General features: G+C 74.8%; 21 protein-coding genes and 2 tRNA genes. 18 read left to right on the forward strand and 5 right to left on the reverse strand.

Going from position 1 to position 15153, the window contains the following annotated elements:
- Positions 1–63: 63 nt before the first annotated feature.
- Positions 64–267, forward strand: coding sequence for a hypothetical protein (locus LG324_RS08500; RefSeq protein ID WP_030527525.1), 204 nt, complete (start codon positions 64–66; stop codon positions 265–267).
- A gap of 314 nt (positions 268–581) precedes the next feature.
- Here LG324_RS08500 and LG324_RS08505 read toward each other — a convergent pair whose 3' ends face one another.
- The 3 genes from LG324_RS08505 to LG324_RS08515 are packed head-to-tail and all read right to left on the reverse strand — an operon-like array spanning position 582 to position 2213.
- The gene (locus LG324_RS08505; protein WP_404352940.1) at positions 582–1670 is read right to left on the reverse strand and encodes a DNA polymerase IV; all 1089 of its coding nucleotides are present in this window, start codon (positions 1668–1670) and stop codon (positions 582–584) included.
- Positions 1671–1695: 25 nt separating this feature from the next.
- A complete protein-coding gene (locus tag LG324_RS08510) occupies positions 1696–1857 on the reverse strand; it encodes a hypothetical protein (protein WP_157577414.1) in 162 nt (53 codons plus the stop codon).
- Positions 1857–2213, reverse strand: coding sequence for a hypothetical protein (locus LG324_RS08515; protein ID WP_404352941.1), 357 nt, complete (start codon positions 2211–2213; stop codon positions 1857–1859). The genes LG324_RS08510 and LG324_RS08515 overlap by 1 nt, the downstream gene beginning before the upstream one ends.
- A gap of 213 nt (positions 2214–2426) precedes the next feature.
- Between LG324_RS08515 and LG324_RS08520 the strand changes: the two genes are divergently transcribed.
- The 12 genes from LG324_RS08520 (at position 2427) to LG324_RS08575 (ending at position 10516) form a co-directional block, all read left to right on the forward strand.
- Positions 2427–3665 (forward strand): homogentisate 1,2-dioxygenase, encoded by a 1239-nt coding sequence (locus LG324_RS08520; protein ID WP_404352942.1) that lies wholly within the window; start codon positions 2427–2429, stop codon positions 3663–3665.
- 28 nt (positions 3666–3693) lie between these two features.
- The gene (gene clpS, locus LG324_RS08525; RefSeq protein WP_404352943.1) at positions 3694–3984 is read left to right on the forward strand and encodes an ATP-dependent Clp protease adapter ClpS; all 291 of its coding nucleotides are present in this window, start codon (positions 3694–3696) and stop codon (positions 3982–3984) included.
- Positions 3984–4583 (forward strand): DUF2017 domain-containing protein, encoded by a 600-nt coding sequence (locus LG324_RS08530; protein ID WP_404352944.1) that lies wholly within the window; start codon positions 3984–3986, stop codon positions 4581–4583. Before clpS ends, LG324_RS08530 begins: the two co-directional genes overlap by 1 nt.
- 108 nt (positions 4584–4691) lie before the next feature.
- On the forward strand, positions 4692–5519 hold the full coding sequence (gene murI / locus LG324_RS08535) for a glutamate racemase (protein WP_030527519.1): 828 nt from the start codon (positions 4692–4694) through the stop codon (positions 5517–5519).
- Positions 5516–6787 (forward strand): MBL fold metallo-hydrolase, encoded by a 1272-nt coding sequence (locus LG324_RS08540; protein WP_404352945.1) that lies wholly within the window; start codon positions 5516–5518, stop codon positions 6785–6787. Before murI ends, LG324_RS08540 begins: the two co-directional genes overlap by 4 nt.
- A gap of 67 nt (positions 6788–6854) precedes the next feature.
- Positions 6855–7601, forward strand: a complete 747-nt coding sequence (gene rph / locus LG324_RS08545; RefSeq protein WP_030527517.1) for a ribonuclease PH — start codon at positions 6855–6857, stop codon at positions 7599–7601.
- Positions 7598–8245: an RdgB/HAM1 family non-canonical purine NTP pyrophosphatase gene (gene rdgB / locus LG324_RS08550; RefSeq protein ID WP_404352946.1), complete on the forward strand. Its 648-nt coding sequence runs from the start codon at positions 7598–7600 to the stop codon at positions 8243–8245. The genes rph and rdgB overlap by 4 nt, the downstream gene beginning before the upstream one ends.
- A 59-nt stretch (positions 8246–8304) precedes the next feature.
- Positions 8305–8389 (forward strand) — tRNA-Leu (locus LG324_RS08555).
- 210 nt (positions 8390–8599) lie between these two features.
- Positions 8600–9280 carry a snapalysin family zinc-dependent metalloprotease gene (locus LG324_RS08560; protein WP_404352947.1) on the forward strand — a complete coding sequence of 227 codons (681 nt, stop codon included), beginning with the start codon at positions 8600–8602 and terminating at the stop codon, positions 9278–9280.
- A 144-nt stretch (positions 9281–9424) separates the two neighbouring features.
- Entirely contained in the window at positions 9425–9907 is a 483-nt protein-coding gene (bcp, locus tag LG324_RS08565; RefSeq protein WP_030527514.1) for a thioredoxin-dependent thiol peroxidase, read from the forward strand.
- On the forward strand, positions 9904–10167 hold the full coding sequence (locus LG324_RS08570; RefSeq protein ID WP_030527513.1) for a DUF3618 domain-containing protein: 264 nt from the start codon (positions 9904–9906) through the stop codon (positions 10165–10167). The genes bcp and LG324_RS08570 overlap by 4 nt, the downstream gene beginning before the upstream one ends.
- Before the next feature lie 43 nt (positions 10168–10210).
- A complete protein-coding gene (locus LG324_RS08575; protein WP_051750375.1) occupies positions 10211–10516 on the forward strand; it encodes a co-chaperone GroES in 306 nt (101 codons plus the stop codon).
- Between the two features lie 78 nt (positions 10517–10594).
- Here the strand turns inward: LG324_RS08575 and LG324_RS08580 are convergent.
- Both LG324_RS08580 and LG324_RS08585 read right to left on the reverse strand, forming a co-directional pair.
- Positions 10595–10670: transfer RNA gene (locus LG324_RS08580), tRNA-Lys, on the reverse strand.
- Between the two features lie 46 nt (positions 10671–10716).
- Positions 10717–11370 (reverse strand): copper resistance protein CopC, encoded by a 654-nt coding sequence (locus LG324_RS08585; protein ID WP_404352948.1) that lies wholly within the window; start codon positions 11368–11370, stop codon positions 10717–10719.
- Positions 11371–11507: 137 nt separating this feature from the next.
- Between LG324_RS08585 and LG324_RS08590 the strand changes: the two genes are divergently transcribed.
- The 5 genes from LG324_RS08590 to LG324_RS08610 are packed head-to-tail and all read left to right on the forward strand — an operon-like array spanning position 11508 to position 15124.
- On the forward strand, positions 11508–12116 hold the full coding sequence (locus LG324_RS08590; protein WP_030527510.1) for a hypothetical protein: 609 nt from the start codon (positions 11508–11510) through the stop codon (positions 12114–12116).
- A gap of 53 nt (positions 12117–12169) precedes the next feature.
- Positions 12170–12784 carry a hypothetical protein gene (locus LG324_RS08595; protein WP_030527509.1) on the forward strand — a complete coding sequence of 205 codons (615 nt, stop codon included), beginning with the start codon at positions 12170–12172 and terminating at the stop codon, positions 12782–12784.
- 59 nt (positions 12785–12843) lie between these two features.
- On the forward strand, positions 12844–14070 hold the full coding sequence (locus LG324_RS08600; RefSeq protein WP_404352949.1) for a hypothetical protein: 1227 nt from the start codon (positions 12844–12846) through the stop codon (positions 14068–14070).
- Positions 14067–14765: an A24 family peptidase gene (locus tag LG324_RS08605; RefSeq protein WP_030527507.1), complete on the forward strand. Its 699-nt coding sequence runs from the start codon at positions 14067–14069 to the stop codon at positions 14763–14765. The genes LG324_RS08600 and LG324_RS08605 overlap by 4 nt, the downstream gene beginning before the upstream one ends.
- Positions 14762–15124 carry a DUF192 domain-containing protein gene (locus LG324_RS08610; protein WP_404352950.1) on the forward strand — a complete coding sequence of 121 codons (363 nt, stop codon included), beginning with the start codon at positions 14762–14764 and terminating at the stop codon, positions 15122–15124. The genes LG324_RS08605 and LG324_RS08610 overlap by 4 nt, the downstream gene beginning before the upstream one ends.
- Positions 15125–15153: the final 29 nt, after the last annotated feature.

A 15153-nucleotide genomic window follows, 5' to 3' on the forward strand; every position in this document is an offset into this window, starting at 1 on the left:
ACCTATCGCGGACATCGGGAGCCTCCGCGCCTCCGGTGGGGCAGTGGCGGTTAGCGTCGACCCATGGGACGAGACGACGAGCAGAGCGACGGCCAGGTGTCCGAGGTGCAGAAGATGGACGGCGAGGACGCGGGCACGCCGATCAGCGACGACCAGTCGGTCAACGCCCAGCCCGACGGCGAGTCGGGCGAGGTCCAGGAGGGCCCGGCCGGCCCCAACGCCTGGGTCCCCGGCGACGACGGCACCGAGCCGGCGCACGGCAACTGACCTCCAGGGTCCGCGCGCCGACCGGAGTCCCCGCCTGGCGGGCCGGAGGTTCCGCGTCATCACGGCGATGACCCGGATGCTCCCTGATGACGCGGATGCATCCCCGACCACGAGGAACTTCCGCGCCGTCACGGTGGTGACGCGGACGTTCCGGAGCCCACGCGACGTGGAGCGGACCGACCGCGCACGTGCGGGCTTTCCGTGGTCGGGGGGTTTCGGACAGCGACAACCCCGCACGTGCGGGCTTTTCGTGGTCGCGGGGCTGTTCGGACAGCGACAACCCCGCACGTGCGGGATGAGCGGGGGCGTGGGAGTCAGACGCGGCCGCGGACCGGCGTGCGCTCGACGGCGTCACCCTCCTGCGGCATCGTCATCTCCGCGCGGACCCCCAGCAGGCGGACCTCCCGACCCTCCTCGAGGTGGTCGGCCAGCAGCCCCTGCACCGCCGCATGCACCGGCCCCGGCTCGGACGTCGTCGCCGGCAGCTTGCGGCTGCGGTTGACCGTGAAGAACGGCGCGTAGCGGATCTTCAGCCCGATGCGCACGACCGGCCGCCCCTCCCGCCCGACGTCCTCGAGCACCTGGTCGGTCAGCACCCGCACGGCCTCGCGCACCTCGTCCCCCGTCACGAGGTTCGACTGGTAGGTCGTCTCGCGGCTGTGACCACGCGCGACCCACGGGGTGTCGTCGACCTCGGCCGAGCCCTCGCCGCGTCCGAGCGAGCCGTACCAGGCGCCCATGCGTGGCCCGAACTCACCGACCAGCACCTCGGGGGACGCGGCGGCCAGCTCGGACACGGTGCGGATGCCGTGCGTCGCCAGCCGGGCCGAGACCCGCGCCCCGATGCCCCAGAGGTCGGCCGTCGGACGATGGCCCATCACCTCGACCCAGTTCGCGGCGGTCAGGCGGAAGACCCCCTGCGGCTTGCCGAAGTCGGTCGCGATCTTCGCGCGGACGCGGGTGTCGCCGATGCCGACCGAGCAGTGCAGCGAGGTCCGCCCGAGCACCGCTGCCTGGATGTCGCGGGCCAGCGCCTCGGGGTCGTCGGTGTCACCGCCGACGAAGCCCTCGTCCCAGCCGAGCACCTCGACGACGAGCCCGAGGTCGCGCACCGCGGCGAAGACCTCCTCCGACGCGGCGAGGTAGTGCGGGCCGTCGACCGGCAGGAAGACCGCGTCCGGCGCCTTGCGGGCGGCGACGCGTAGCGGCATCCCCGAGCGCACTCCGCGCTCGCGCGCCTCGTACGAGGCCGTGGAGACGACGGCCCGCTCGGTGGGGTCGCCGCGGCCGCCGACGACGACCTCGCGCCCAGCGAGCTCCGGCCGGCGCAGGACCTCGACCGCGGCGATGAACTGGTCGAGGTCGACGTGCAGGACGAAGGGGAAGGCGCGAGCCGTGGTCACCGCCCCCTCGGTGCCGTGGCGGCGCTCAGCGGCCGGTGTCCTCGGGCAGCGGGGTGCGGGCGGCGTCCTCGACGCGCGTGTCCTCGCGGGTGCCGCGGCGGCGGGCGTCCTTGACGAGCGCGCGGGCGAGCCGCACCGTCGAGGACGGCAGCCGGGCCATGTTGCTCGGGCCGGTCGTCGCGGTCATCACGCCTCCTCCTGCTCGGTGCACCCATCATCCCTCGCCGGGAGGGCGAGGTCCACCTCCTCGGACCCGGTGGTTCCCTCGTCGATCTGCTGGCCGAGCCGGATGCGCGCGATCCGGCGGGCGAGCTCGCGGTCCTCGTCGCTGCCGAGGTCGGACTCGATGAGGTCGGCGAGCAGCTCGTCGCCGATCTGCTGCTCGGCCTCGGTGTCGGCCGTGACCAGCGCGATGGCCTGGTCGAGCCGCTGGCGCCACTCGCCGCGGGCGTCCTGGCGCTGCCCGCGCAGCGCGACCCACGCCGCGCCGGCCGCGCCGACGAGGGCGCCGGCGAAGGAGAGCAGCGGGACGAGCCAGGTCATCGCCCCATCATGAGGGCCGCCACCGACGCAGCGCTCGGCCAGTGCACAAGGTGTCCAGGGCTCCGCGGTGACCGCTGGGCAGATGTGGCCACTGTGCCGCGCACCGACCGGGCAGACGTGCCGGTGGCCGGTGACGGGCCCTAGGGTGGGCGGAGCAGGCCGGACCGGCCCCCAACCACAGCGACCCGAACCACAGTGAGGTGGACGACAACCGTGGCGCACTACCAGGCGATGGGCAGCATCCCCCCGAAGCGGCACACGCAGCACCGCCGCCCGGCCGGGCGCGGCCGGAAGGGTGAGCTGTACTACGAGGAGCTCATGGGGGAGGAGGGCTTCAGCTCGGACTCGAGCCTGCTCTACCACCGCAACATCCCCTCGACGGTGTCGGGCGCCCGCGTCTGGGACCTGCCCGACCAGTCGACGACGCCCAACCACCCGCTGACCCCGCGCCACCTGCGTCTGCACGACCTCTTCGCCCCGAAGGACGTCAAGGAGACCGACGCGGTCACCGGACGGCGCCTCGTGCTCGGCAACGGCGACGTGCGCATCTCGTACGTCGTCGCCGGGGCCGACAGCCCCTGGTACCGCAACGGCGTCGGTGACGAGTGCATCTACGTCGAGCGCGGGTCGGGCCGCGTCGAGACGGTCTTCGGGGCGTTCGACGTCGCCGAGGGCGACTACCTCGTCATCCCGCGGGCGACCACGCACCGGTGGCTGCCCAAGCGATCGACGAAGAACCCGCTGCGGCTGTACTGCATCGAGGCCAACAGCCACATCGCCCCGCCGAAGCGCTACCTCAGCCGCTACGGCCAGCTCCTCGAGCACGCCCCGTACTGCGAGCGCGACCTGCGCGGCCCGCAGGGCCCGCTGCTCGCCGAGGACGTGGGCGCGAAGGCCACCGACCCCGCCGAGGTCTACATCAAGCACCGCGGCACCGGCCCGGGCGGCATCGTCGGCACGGTGCACGAGCTGCCCTTCCACCCCCTCGACGTCGTCGGCTGGGACGGCTGCCTCTACCCGTACGCGTTCAACATCCGCGACTACGAGCCCATCACCGGCCGCGTCCACCAGCCGCCGCCCGTGCACCAGGTGTTCGAGGGCTGGAACTTCGTCATCTGCAACTTCGTGCCGCGCAAGGTCGACTACCACCCGCTCGCCATCCCCGTGCCGTACTACCACTCGAACGTCGACAGCGACGAGATCATGTTCTACGTCGACGGCGACTACGAGGCGCGCAAGGGATCGGGCATCGGCAAGGGCTCGGTGTCGGTGCACCCCGGCGGCCACGCCCACGGCCCGCAGCCCGGCGCCTCCGAGGCGTCCATCGGCGCGGAGTACTTCGACGAGCTCGCCGTCATGGTCGACACCTTCCGCCCGCTCGACCTCGGCGAGGGCGGCCTCGCCGTCGACGACGGGGTCTACGCGGGGTCCTGGGACCGCGGTCGCGGCTGACCGCGCGGCGGTCCCTATCCTTGGGGCCGTGTCGCTGTCACCCGTCACCGAGGAGATCGTCCGCCCGGCGGAGGACCTCGCGGCCGACGTCCCCTGGGTGACCATCGTCTGGAACGACCCGGTCAACCTCATGTCGTACGTCACCTACGTGCTCCAGGAGCACTTCGGGTACGGCCGGGCCAAGGCCGAGAAGCTGATGATGCTCGTCCACACCGAGGGCCGCGCGGTCGTCGCCAACGGCACCCGCGAGGCGATGGAGGCCGACACCGAGGCCCTCCACGGCTACGGGCTGTGGGCCACCTTCCAGAAGGACAGCTGATGGCGAAGGCCTTCCGCCGCACCGGTCGCGGCGCGGACCGGCGCTACGTGGCGACCCTCGGCGCGGCGGAGCGCGACGTCGTCGCGACCGTCATGGACCAGGTGCACGACCTCCTCGAGCCGCCGGCCCCGCCGGACACCGGGGACGCCGCCTTCGACGACCTCGTGGCCGGCCTCGACCTCGGCGCCGAGCCCGCCTCTTCCGCCGTCGACGAGGGCCCGCGCGACCCCGCCCTCGACCGCCTCCTGCCCGCGGCGAACCGCGAGGACCCCGAGGCCGCGGCCGAGTTCCGCCGGCTCACCGAGGGCGGTCTGCGCCACCGCAAGGCGAGCGCGCTCGCGGCCTCCGCGGAGCTGCTGCGCGGCACCGACCGGGTCGAGCTCGACGCCCCTCAGGCCCGCGCGTTCCTCACCGCGCTGACCGACGTCCGGCTCGTCCTCGGAGAGCGCCTCGGGCTGCGCACCGACGAGGACCTCGAGGTGATGGAGCAGATGGCGACCTCGCTCGACGAGGACGACCCGCTGCTGCACGCGCTCGCGCTCTACGACTTCCTCACGTGGCTCCAGGAGACCCTCGCCGAGGCGCTGCTGCGCCGCTGAGCCCGGCGCTCCACAGCGTCTGCCAGGCGACGCGGGCCTCGACGGTGTGACGCGCCCGACCGCCCGCCGGGGGAGACCGCGTCGGCGTCGCCACCTACGCTGGGTCGGGTGACCGACTCACCGATCGGGGTGTTCGACTCCGGCTACGGCGGCCTGACCGTCATGCGGGCGATCCTCGACCAGCTGCCCCACGAGTCGGTGGCGTACTTCGGCGACACCGCCCGCGCGCCGTACGGTCCGCGGCCCATCGCCGAGACCCGCGAGTACGCCCTCCAGTGCCTCGACCGGCTCGTCGACCACGGCGTCAAGGTCCTCGTCATCGCGTGCAACACCGCGTCGGCCGCGGTCCTCCACGACGCCCGCGAGCGGTACGACGTGCCGGTCGTCGAGGTCATCCGGCCCGCGGTGCGCCGCGCCGCCGCCGGCACCCGCAGCGGCCGCGTCGCCGTCATCTCGACCCTCGGCACGCACCAGTCGGGCGCCTACCTCGACGCGTTCGCCGCGGCGCCCCACCTGCGGGTCACGAGCACGCCGTGCCCGCGCTTCGTCGAGTTCGTCGAGGCCGGCGTCACCGGCGGTCCCGAGCTCGTCGGCGTCGCGCACGAGTACCTCGACCCGCTGCGCGAGGAGGGCGTCGACACGGTCGTCCTCGGCTGCACGCACTACCCGCTGCTGACCGGCGTCATCTCCTACGTCATGGGGGACGACGTCACGCTCGTGTCCTCCGCCGAGGAGACCGCCAAGGACGTCTACCGCGTTCTCGCCGACCGCGGCCTCCTGCGCCCGGACGACCTGCCGCCGCCGAGCCACGGCTTCACGACGACGGGTGACCCCGAGGAGTTCCGCCGGCTGGCGGTGCGCTTCCTCGGCGTCGGGTCGAGCGTCGAGCCGGTCTTCCCGTCACCGCCCCTGGTCCGCCGGGCGGTGTTCGCGTGAGGCTCACCGTCATCGGGTGCTCCGGCTCGTTCCCCGGCCCCGAGTCCGCGGCCTCCTGCTACCTCGTCGAGGCCGAGCACGAGGGGCGCACGTGGCGCATCCTGCTCGACCTCGGCAGCGGCGCGCTCGGGCCGCTCCAGCGCCACGCCGACCCGACGTCGCTCGACGCCGTCCTCGTCAGCCACCTCCACCCGGACCACTGCGCCGACCTGCTCGGCCTCTACGTCGTCCGGCGCTACCGCCCCGAGGGTCCCCTGCCCGCCCGGCTGCCGGTCCACGGGCCCGCGGCCACCGGCGAGCGCCTGGCGATGATGTACCACGGGCTCGAGCCGGGCGGGATGGACGGCGAGTTCGCGGTCGTCACGGTGCGCGACGGCGAGGCGTTCGAGGTCGGCCCGTTCCGGGTCACCCCCACGGCCGTCGAGCACCCGGTCGAGGCCTACGGCTACCGGGTCGAGGCCGACGGTGCCGTGCTCGCGTTCAGCGGCGACACCGACGACTGCCCGGGCCTGGACCGGCTGCTCGCCGGCGCCGACCTCGCGCTGCTCGACTCCGCCTTCGTCGACGGGCGCGACGACGCCCGCGGCATCCACCTGTCCGGGTCGCGCGCCGCCGCCGCGGCCCTGCGGGCCGGTGGGGTGCGCCGGCTCGTCCTCACCCACGTCCCGGCGTGGAACGACCGGGACGTCTGCCGCGCCCAGGCCGAGGCGGTGTGGGGCGGGCCCGTCGAGGTCGCGCGGGCGGGCGACGTGCTCGAGGTCGGCACGGACGTGCCGTCGGCGGTCGTCCTCGACCGTGCCGCCGCCCACCGGATGCTCGAGCAGTACCGCGCCACCGTGCCCGGGCTGCCCCCGCAGGAGGACGTCGACGTGTCGTGGTTCGGTGACTCACCGGGGCTCGCCGACGAGCTGCTCGCCTTCGTCACCGGCGGGACCAAGCGCGCGACGGCCGGTCTCGTCGCCGAGTACGCCCACGAGGGCGAGCGCCTGCCGCGGGTCGGGGACCACTGGGTCGTCTGCGACGGCAGCGGCGCCCCGTCGGTGGTCCTGCGCACCACCGAGCTGCGGGTCGGCCCGCTGTCGAGCGTCGACGAGCGGTTCGCGTGGGACGAGGGGGAGTACGACCGGTCGCTGGAGACCTGGCTCGACGGGCACCGCCGGTTCTTCCGCCGGTCCTGCGAGCGCATCGGCATCGACTTCTCCGACGACCTCGAGGTGTGCTTCGAGCGCTTCCGCGTCGTCTGGCCGCCGGAGCACGCCGACTCCTGAGGCCGTGACGTCGTCCGGCCCGGGGCCGGGCCGCGGCGAGGTCCGGACCCGCCGATAGCCTGAGCGCATGACGCGACACGACGGACGGACCGCCGACCAGCTGCGCACGGTGCGCATCACTCGCAACTGGCTCGACCACGCCGAGGGGAGCGTCCTCGTCGAGTTCGGCCGCACCCGCGTGCTGTGCGCCGCCTCCTTCACCGAGGGCGTCCCGCGATGGCTCAAGGGCAAGGGCACCGGCTGGGTCACCGCCGAGTACGAGATGCTCCCGCGCTCGACCAACACCCGCAGCGACCGCGAGTCGCGCCGCGGCAAGGTCGGCGGCCGCACCCACGAGATCAGCCGCCTCGTCGGCCGCAGCCTGCGCGCGGTCATCGACACCGCCGCGCTCGGCGAGAACACCATCGTCCTCGACTGCGACGTCCTCCAGGCCGACGGCGGCACGCGCACCGCCGCGATCACGGGCGCCTACGTCGCGCTCGCCGACGCCGTCGCCGACGCGCGCGCCAAGGGGCTCATCGCCGCCGGCGCCGAGCCGCTCACCGGGTCGATCGCCGCCGTGAGCGTCGGCGTCGTCAAGGGCGAGCCGGTGCTGGACCTGGACTACCCCGAGGACTCCACCGCCGAGACCGACATGAACGTCGTGATGACCGGCGACGGCCGCTTCGTCGAGGTGCAGGGCACCGCGGAGGGGGTGCCCTTCGACCGCGAGCTGCTCGGCCGCCTCCTCGACCTCGCGACGACCGGGTGCGCCGAGCTGACCCGGGCCCAGTCCGCGGCGCTCGACGCCCCGGCCCGCGAGCGCGTGCTGTGACCCGCCGCGTCGTCCTCGCCACCCGCAACGAGCACAAGGTCCACGAGCTGCGGCAGATCCTCGCCGGGCTCGTCGACGAGCTCGACCTCGAGATCGTCTCGGCCGCGGAGGTCGACGGCCCCGACGTCCCCGAGACCGAGGTGACCTTCCTCGGCAACGCGCGCCTCAAGGCCGTCGCGCTCGCCGAAGCCACCGGCCTGCCGTCGGTCGCCGACGACTCGGGCCTCGCGGTCGACGTCCTCGGCGGCTCGCCCGGTGTGTTCTCGGCCCGCTGGTCCGGCACGCACGCGGGCGAGGGGGCGGCGCGCGCGGAGGTCGACCGCGCCAACCTGTCGCTGCTGCTCGAGCAGGTGGCCGACGTGCCCGACGAGCACCGGTCGGCCGCCTTCGTGTGCGCGGCCGTCGTCGCGATGCCCGACGGCCGGGTCGAGGGTGTCGAGGGACGCGTCGAGGGCGCCATCGCCCGGGCGCCACGCGGCACGAACGGCTTCGGGTACGACCCGGTCTTCGTGCCGACCGGTGACACCCGGACGCTCGCCGAGTACACCGACGTCGAGAAGAACGCGATCTCCCACCGCGGCAACGCCTTCCGGGCGCTCGAGCCGGTCCTGCGCGGCCTGCTGGCCGCCGACGGCCCCGCCTGATCCCGGCAGCGGCAGGGCGCCCCGACGGGGGTCGGGGGCGCCGATACAGTGGTGCCCGCGCGCGAGTGGCGGAACTGGCAGACGCGCCAGATTTAGGTTCTGGTGCCTTCGGGTGTGCGGGTTCGAGTCCCGCCTCGCGCACCACGCTCCTCGTCCCAACCGGGGGTCAAGACCGCCCCGAGACACGCCCGGGTCGGGTCAAGCCCGCCCTACGGGACCTCAAAGAGTCGGTCAGGTTGGTCCGGTCGCGTTGCGACAGAGCCCGACCCGTGATGACGGTGGAGGTCGGGCCCCTCGCGGGCCCTGTCAGAGCACCGGCCACCCCCGGTGCAGCCGACCCCTCAGGAGCACACCGTGAAGTACCGCACCTCCGTCATCGGCGTCCTGGCCGCGACCGCGGCCCTGGCCCTCGGCCCCGTCGCCGCGGCCGACACCCGGCCCGCGCCGGCGCCCTCGACCGGCGGCACCTCCGGATACACCCCGAGCCCCGCCGACGACGCACAGAACGCCCGCCTGCAGGCCATCGTCGACCGGGCCCTCGAGCAGCGCGAGAACGACGAGCGCAAGGGCATCAGCGACCGCGTCGCGGCCACGGTCGTCTACTACTCGACGAGCGGTGCCCCGTCGTTCCGGACCGAGATCTCGCAGTCCGCGCAGATCTGGAACTCCTCGGTGGGCAACGTGACGCTGCAGCCCACCTCGAGCGGCGCCGACCTCGTCTACCGCGAGGGCAACGACCCGCGCGGCTCCTACGCGCAGGTCTACGGCCCGGGCAGCGGCTCCGTCTTCCTCGACTACGCGCAGAACCAGACCTACGACAGCCTGCGCGTCACCGCGCACGAGACCGGGCACATCCTCGGCCTGCCGGACAACTACTCCGGCCCGTGCAGCGAGCTGATGTCCGGCGGTGGCCCCGGCCCCTCGTGCACCAACCCGTACCCCAACGCCCAGGAGTCCGCCGAGGTCGACGCGGTCTTCGGCGGCGGGTTCGCGGTGCCCGGCCTCGCGGCGGCGGCCTTCGCCCCGACGCGCTGACCCCGACCCCGCTCCCGCCCACCGCGTCGACCCGGCGCGGTGGGCGGTGGCGGGTGGTCCACGCGGCTCTCCTCGACGGCGGAGCGCTACGGCGCGGTAGGTTGGCCGCAACGGACCCGTTCCCCCACCGCAGGAGTGCAGGACATGAGCGCGAGGCTCGAGGCCGGCGACGCCGCCCCCGACTTCACCCTTCCCGACGACACGGGGAAGGACGTGACCCTGAGCGACCTGCGCGGCCGCAAGGTCATCGTCTACTTCTACCCGGCGGCCATGACCCCCGGCTGCACGAAGCAGGCCTGCGACTTCAGCGAGTCCCTCGACTCCCTCGCCGCCGACGGCTACACCGTGCTCGGCATCTCGCCCGACGCACCCGCCAAGCTCGCGCGCTTCCGCGAGCGGGACGCCCTGACCCTCACCCTCCTGTCGGACGCCGACAAGGCCGTCATGACCGCCTGGGGCGCCTTCGGCGAGAAGAAGCTCTACGGCAAGGTCGTGCAGGGCGTCATCCGCAGCACGGTCGTCCTCGACGAGGAGGGCACCGTCACCCACGCCTGGTACAACGTCAAGGCCACGGGACACGTCGCCAAGCTGCGACGCGACCTGGGGCTCGAGGGAGCGACCCGATGAGCCAGACCCCGTCGATCAGCCAGCTCGAGGCCGAGGTCGTCGCCCGCCGCGAGCGCCTCGCCCACACCGTCGACGAGCTCGTCGGCCGCGCGACCCCCAAGGCGATCTTCCAGCGCCAGAAGGAGGCCGCCCGGGCCCGCTTCGCCGACGTCGCCACCACCCCCGAGGGGGAGCTGCGGGTCGAGCGCCTCGCGGCCGTCGTCGCGGTCGTCGCCGTCGTCGGCGGCCTCGTCGCCTGGCGGCAGCTCCGCAAGCGCTGACGTGTCCGCTGCGTCCGGCGGCCGGTCGCGGCTGCCCATCCGGATGCTCCACGACCGGGTGCTCGTGAGCCTCGAGGGCGAGGCGGGGGAGCGGCGCTCCGGTGGGGGTATCGTCATCCCGGCGACCGCGAACGTCGGCAAGCGGCTGTCGTGGGGAGCGGTCGTCGCGACCGGCCCGGGCGTCCGTCACGTCGAGCTCGGCGACCGGGTGCTGTTCGACCCCGAGGACCGCGCGGAGGTCGAGCTCGGCGCGGCGGAGTACGTGCTCCTGCGCGAGCGGGACCTGCACGCCGTCGCGGCCGAGCCCGCCGAGCCGACGGCGGAGGGCGGCCCCGGCCTCTACCTGTGACCCGCGGTGGTCGAGCGCCGACCGGTCGCTGCACGACGAAGGCCCCCCGGCTGACCGGGGGGCCTTCGTCGTCGTGCGTGGTGCGCCATCAGGGACTCGAACCCCGAACCCGCTGATTAAGAGTCAGCTGCTCTGCCAATTGAGCTAATGGCGCGCGTCGGAGACATTAGCAGCCCCCGTGCGTCGGAGCGAAATCGACCTCAGGCGACCGGGTCGGAGGGGCCGTCCGCCCTTCCGCGACCACCCCGGGCGAGCAGGACGCCCCCGCCGACGAGGAGCAGGAGGAGCACGACGAGGCCGACCGGCAGGAACCACCCGGCGCCGCCGGACGAGGTCTCGCCGGCCGCGACGTCCGTGGCGCTCGGGGAGGGGCTGGCGGTGCCGGCCGGCGTGGCGCTCGACGACGCGGACCCCGTCGGCGACGTGCTCGGCGTCGGTGCGGCGGAGGCGGCCTCCTGCGTCGTCGTGAAGGTGAGCGAGCCCGAGACCGGGTGGCCGTCGACGCTCACGACCCGGTAGGTGACCTCGTGCTCGCCGGCGGGGAGGTCGTCGGGCAGGGCCTGGGTCACCGTCGAGCCGTCGACCGTCGGGGCGCCGTCGGCCTCGTCACCACCGGGGCCCTCGACCTTGACCTGGAGGAACTCCTCGTTGACGTCCTCGCTGAAGGTCATCGTCACCGCGTCCGCGGTCTCCACGCTCGCGCCGTCCTCGGGGGAGGTCTTCAGCAGCTGCGCGTGCATCGGGAGCGCGCTCGCGCTGCTCGCGAAGGTCGGCAGGGCGGAGGCCACCAGCCCGATCGTCACGAGGGCGACGAGGAGGACGGTGACGACGACGGACGCCTTGCGGGAGAACATGGCGACCAGTCTCCCAGACCGTGCTGCGGGGGACCGAGAGGCCCGGACCCGCGCGGCTCCGGGCCCCTGGGCCCTGCCGCCGGAGCCGCGGGTGTGCGAGCGTGGCCGCCGACAGGCGCCGAGCGAGGAGGACCGGGATGGAGCAGCCGCAGGCCCGACGGGGCCCGCGCACCTGGGTGGTCGTCGCGTCGACCCTCGGCGCCGTGGTGGTGGCGGCACTGGTCTTCGTCGCCGGGGTGGTGGTCGGGGTGGTGATCTCGGACCGGGCACCGGCAACGACCTCGCAGGACGCGACCGCCGGCTCCGCTCCCGGTGGGGAGGCGGAGGCCGGAGGTGGTCTGGACCCCTGCCTCGTCGGGCGGTGGCAGACCACCGAGCACTCCGAGAGCGCCGAGACCGAGCAGGGTCGGCTGACGATCTCGGGGGTGGACCGGACGCTCGACATCACCCGCGACGGGGTCGAGACCGTGACCTACGGGACCCGCCCTGCGAGGGCCGTGACGGACGGGGGTGAGGCCGAGGTGACGTACGCCGGCACCGTCGTCTACGGCGTCACGACCTCCGGCGACACGATGGCGTTCACGCTGCGCTCGGCCGACGGGAGCATCACCGTGGGCGGCGCGGGGACCGAGCCGCGCACCGAGGACCTGAAGCCGGGGACGGGGTCGGTGACCTTCACCTGCTCGGGCGACCGCTTCACCCAGGAGGCCACCGGGTACCGGTCGGTCATGCGGCGGGTGTCCTGACCGGTCGCGGGGCACCGGCCCCGGGGGCGACGGTCCGTGGCTATCCTCGGCGCATGGCGACGGGGGGGCGCGCGGTCCGCGGGGCGGCTGCCGGCACGGCCGCGCTCGTCCTCGTGGTCGGGTCGTCGGGGTGCTCGTCGGACGAGCCGTTCGCCGGCTCGGACATCCGGCCGACCGCGTCCCCGTCGGCGACGGTGACGCCGGTCCCGAGCCGCCCGGTCGGCAGCCGCGAGGTCACCGGGCGCGGGTGGACGATGGCCGTGCCGGGTCAGTGGGAGGAGCGGCGGCGCACGGTGTCGTCCGGCGAGGTCGCCCGCTGGAGCGAGCCGGCATCGGCGGGAAGCACACAGGTGGCGGTGTCCGTCGTCGTCGAGACCGAGCCGACGACGAGCCTGCTCGAGCAGAGCTACCGCCTCGAGCAGCGGTTGCGCGAGAACGACCTCCGCCCGCAGCGCTCGACCGTCCCGGGGGCGGACCCGGCGCGCCCCGGGGTCCTCGTCCAGTGGACCGAGAACTCGCGGGGTGACGAGCAGCGCCGCGAGGTCTGGCAGCTGTTCCTCGCGGGGCCGGGGACGAGCATCGTCAACGTCGTGGGCTTCGCTCCCGAGGACGGCTTCGGCGCCTCCCGGGTCCCCGAGGTCATGGGCACGGTCGAGGTCCAGCGGTGAGGACCGGCTGGGCCCACGGGCCCTCGCGCCGCGTCCCGCCCCTCGGCGACCATGGCGGGGTGAGCAGCCACCGTCGTCGCCGCCCGGGCTCCGAGGCCGGCGTCACGTCGCTCGAGTTCGTGGGGATCTTCCTCGTCGTGGGCACGGTCGTCGCCGCCATCGCGTTCGCGGTCAACGGCCAACGGGTGACGGACGGCACCGCCTCGGCCCTGTGCTCCATCACCGGCGGCGGGGGATGCCGGTCGGTCGGGGGTGACCCGGGCGCCGGTGCGCCCCCGGTGGGGGCGCGCTGCGTCGGAGCGCCCAGCGGGGCGGCGGGGCCCGTGCGCGGGCTCGTGCCGGTCGACGGGGCCGACCCCGCGGCCGGACCCGTGGTGTCGGTCATGGGCGACGGCACGTACCGGATGTCCGGCGCCGGCCGCAGCCGTCCGGCCGACACGACGTGGGTCGGACGCACCTTCGGGAGCGCCGCCGCCGGGGCGGAGCCGTTCCTCACCGGCGGTGACCCCCGGGTGTGGTCGGCCTCCGAGCCCGCCGCCCTCGCCGAGCTGCTCACCGCGGACCGGGCCGAGACGTGGAGCGACTCGCTCGTCGGCGACGGTGGGTCCGTCGTGTCCCGCGCGGCGGACGCCGTGACCGGTCTCGTCGGGGCCCGCGACGGGCTGCCCGCGCCCACCGCCGTCTACACCGACACCAGCCCCGAGGCGGGACTCTCGCTCAACGCCTACGACCAGACCCTCGCGCTCGACGCCGGGGGCGAGGCGGTGGGCACGCTGCGGTACGCCGACGGGTCGAGCACCGAGTACGTCGGCGTCAGCGAGACGCCGACGGCCGGCGTCGCCCGGGCGTCGGACCTCGTCCCGATGCTCCTCGAGGTCGACCGCGGCCCCACCGGCGAGGTCACGTCGGTCCGCACGGTCACCGACCGCGACATCACGTCGACCGGTGCCACCACGCGCTCCGGCTCCCTCTACGTGACCCACCTCGACGTCACCGGGTCGGACTCCCCGGTCGTCTCGATGCTCGCCTCCACGGTGGGGGCGACCAACCTGGGGGCGACGGCCGGCCAGGCGCCGACTCCCCTCTCGCAGAGCGGTCCCGCCTTCGTCGGGGCGGCCACCGCGACCGGGTACGTGACCCGGCAGGCGCCCGCCGGGCAGGTCGTGGTCGACGACCCCAACGCGGACCCCCTGACGGCGGGCGTGGCCCGCGTCATGCGGTCGGCAGCCCCCGAGTCCTGGGACGGCACCGGCTGGGGGCCGCGCCCGGCCGGCTGCGCCTCGTGACCGCCGCGCTCGCGGCCGGGCTCCTCGGGGCCCTCGCCGGTGGCGTGGCCGGCGTCGTCGCGCACCGCTACCTGAGGACCCGCCGCTACCGGTACCCCGACGAGGCCGACCTCCCCGTGCGCGACACCCGGTGGGTGCTGCTGGTCACGCCGCTGGCCACCGGGTTGGTGGCTGCCGGGCACGTGCCGCACCGCCCCGCCCTCGGTGTGCTGCTCGCGGCCTCGGTGCCGGTGCTGGCCGTGCTGTCGGCGATCGACCTCGACACCCGCAGGCTCCCCGACCGGTGGGTCTTCCCTTCTGCCGCAACGGCGCTCGTCGGCATCGCCGCCGTGTCCGTCGTCGAGGGAACGGCCTCCCCCCTCGTGGCCGGCGCGGTGGCCGGGGTCGCCCTGGGCGGCTTCTACCTCGTCAACGTGGTCATCGGTGAGATGGTCGGCAGCGGTGGCGGCATGGGCCTCGGGGACGCCAAGCTCGCCGTCCCGCTCGGCCTCGTCCTCGGCCCCCTGTCAGCGGCCCACGTCGTCGTCGCGACCGTGCTCGCCTTCGTCGCGGCGGGGGTGCAGGGGGGCTGGATGGTCCTCGTGCGGCGGTCCGGGCGGGGCTCGCACCTCGCCTTCGGCCCGCACCTCGCCGGGGCCGCGGTCGCGGTGCTCGCCGCGCCCGGTGTCGCCGCTCTCGTGGGGGCCGCGCCGTGAGCGCGGACCGCCCAGTGTTCGGACCAGGACCCCACCGGCTGCTGGCCGACGGGCGGGACGTCGCACCGCTGGCCGTGGCGGACACCCCGGCCGAGCGGCGCCACGGACTCCTCGGCACGGGGGGCGTCGAGGGAGCGCTGTGGATCACCCGCTGTCCCAGCGTCCACATGGTCGGCATGCGCTACGCCATCGACGTCGCGGTGGTCGACCGCCGCGGCCGGGTGCTCCGGACCGCCACCCTCCGTCCCTGGACGGGCATGACGCGACCCCGGCTGCGGGCCTCGGCGACGGTCGAGGCCGCTGCCGGGTCCCTGGCCCGGTGGGGCGTGCGACCGGGCACGGTGCTCACCGTCGGCTGACGTCCGCCCTCCGCGTGACGGATGGGGCT

It is taken from the genome of Phycicoccus jejuensis, from assembly GCF_044797865.1.
In the GTDB taxonomy this organism is placed as follows: Bacteria; Actinomycetota; Actinomycetes; order Actinomycetales; family Dermatophilaceae; genus Phycicoccus; species Phycicoccus jejuensis.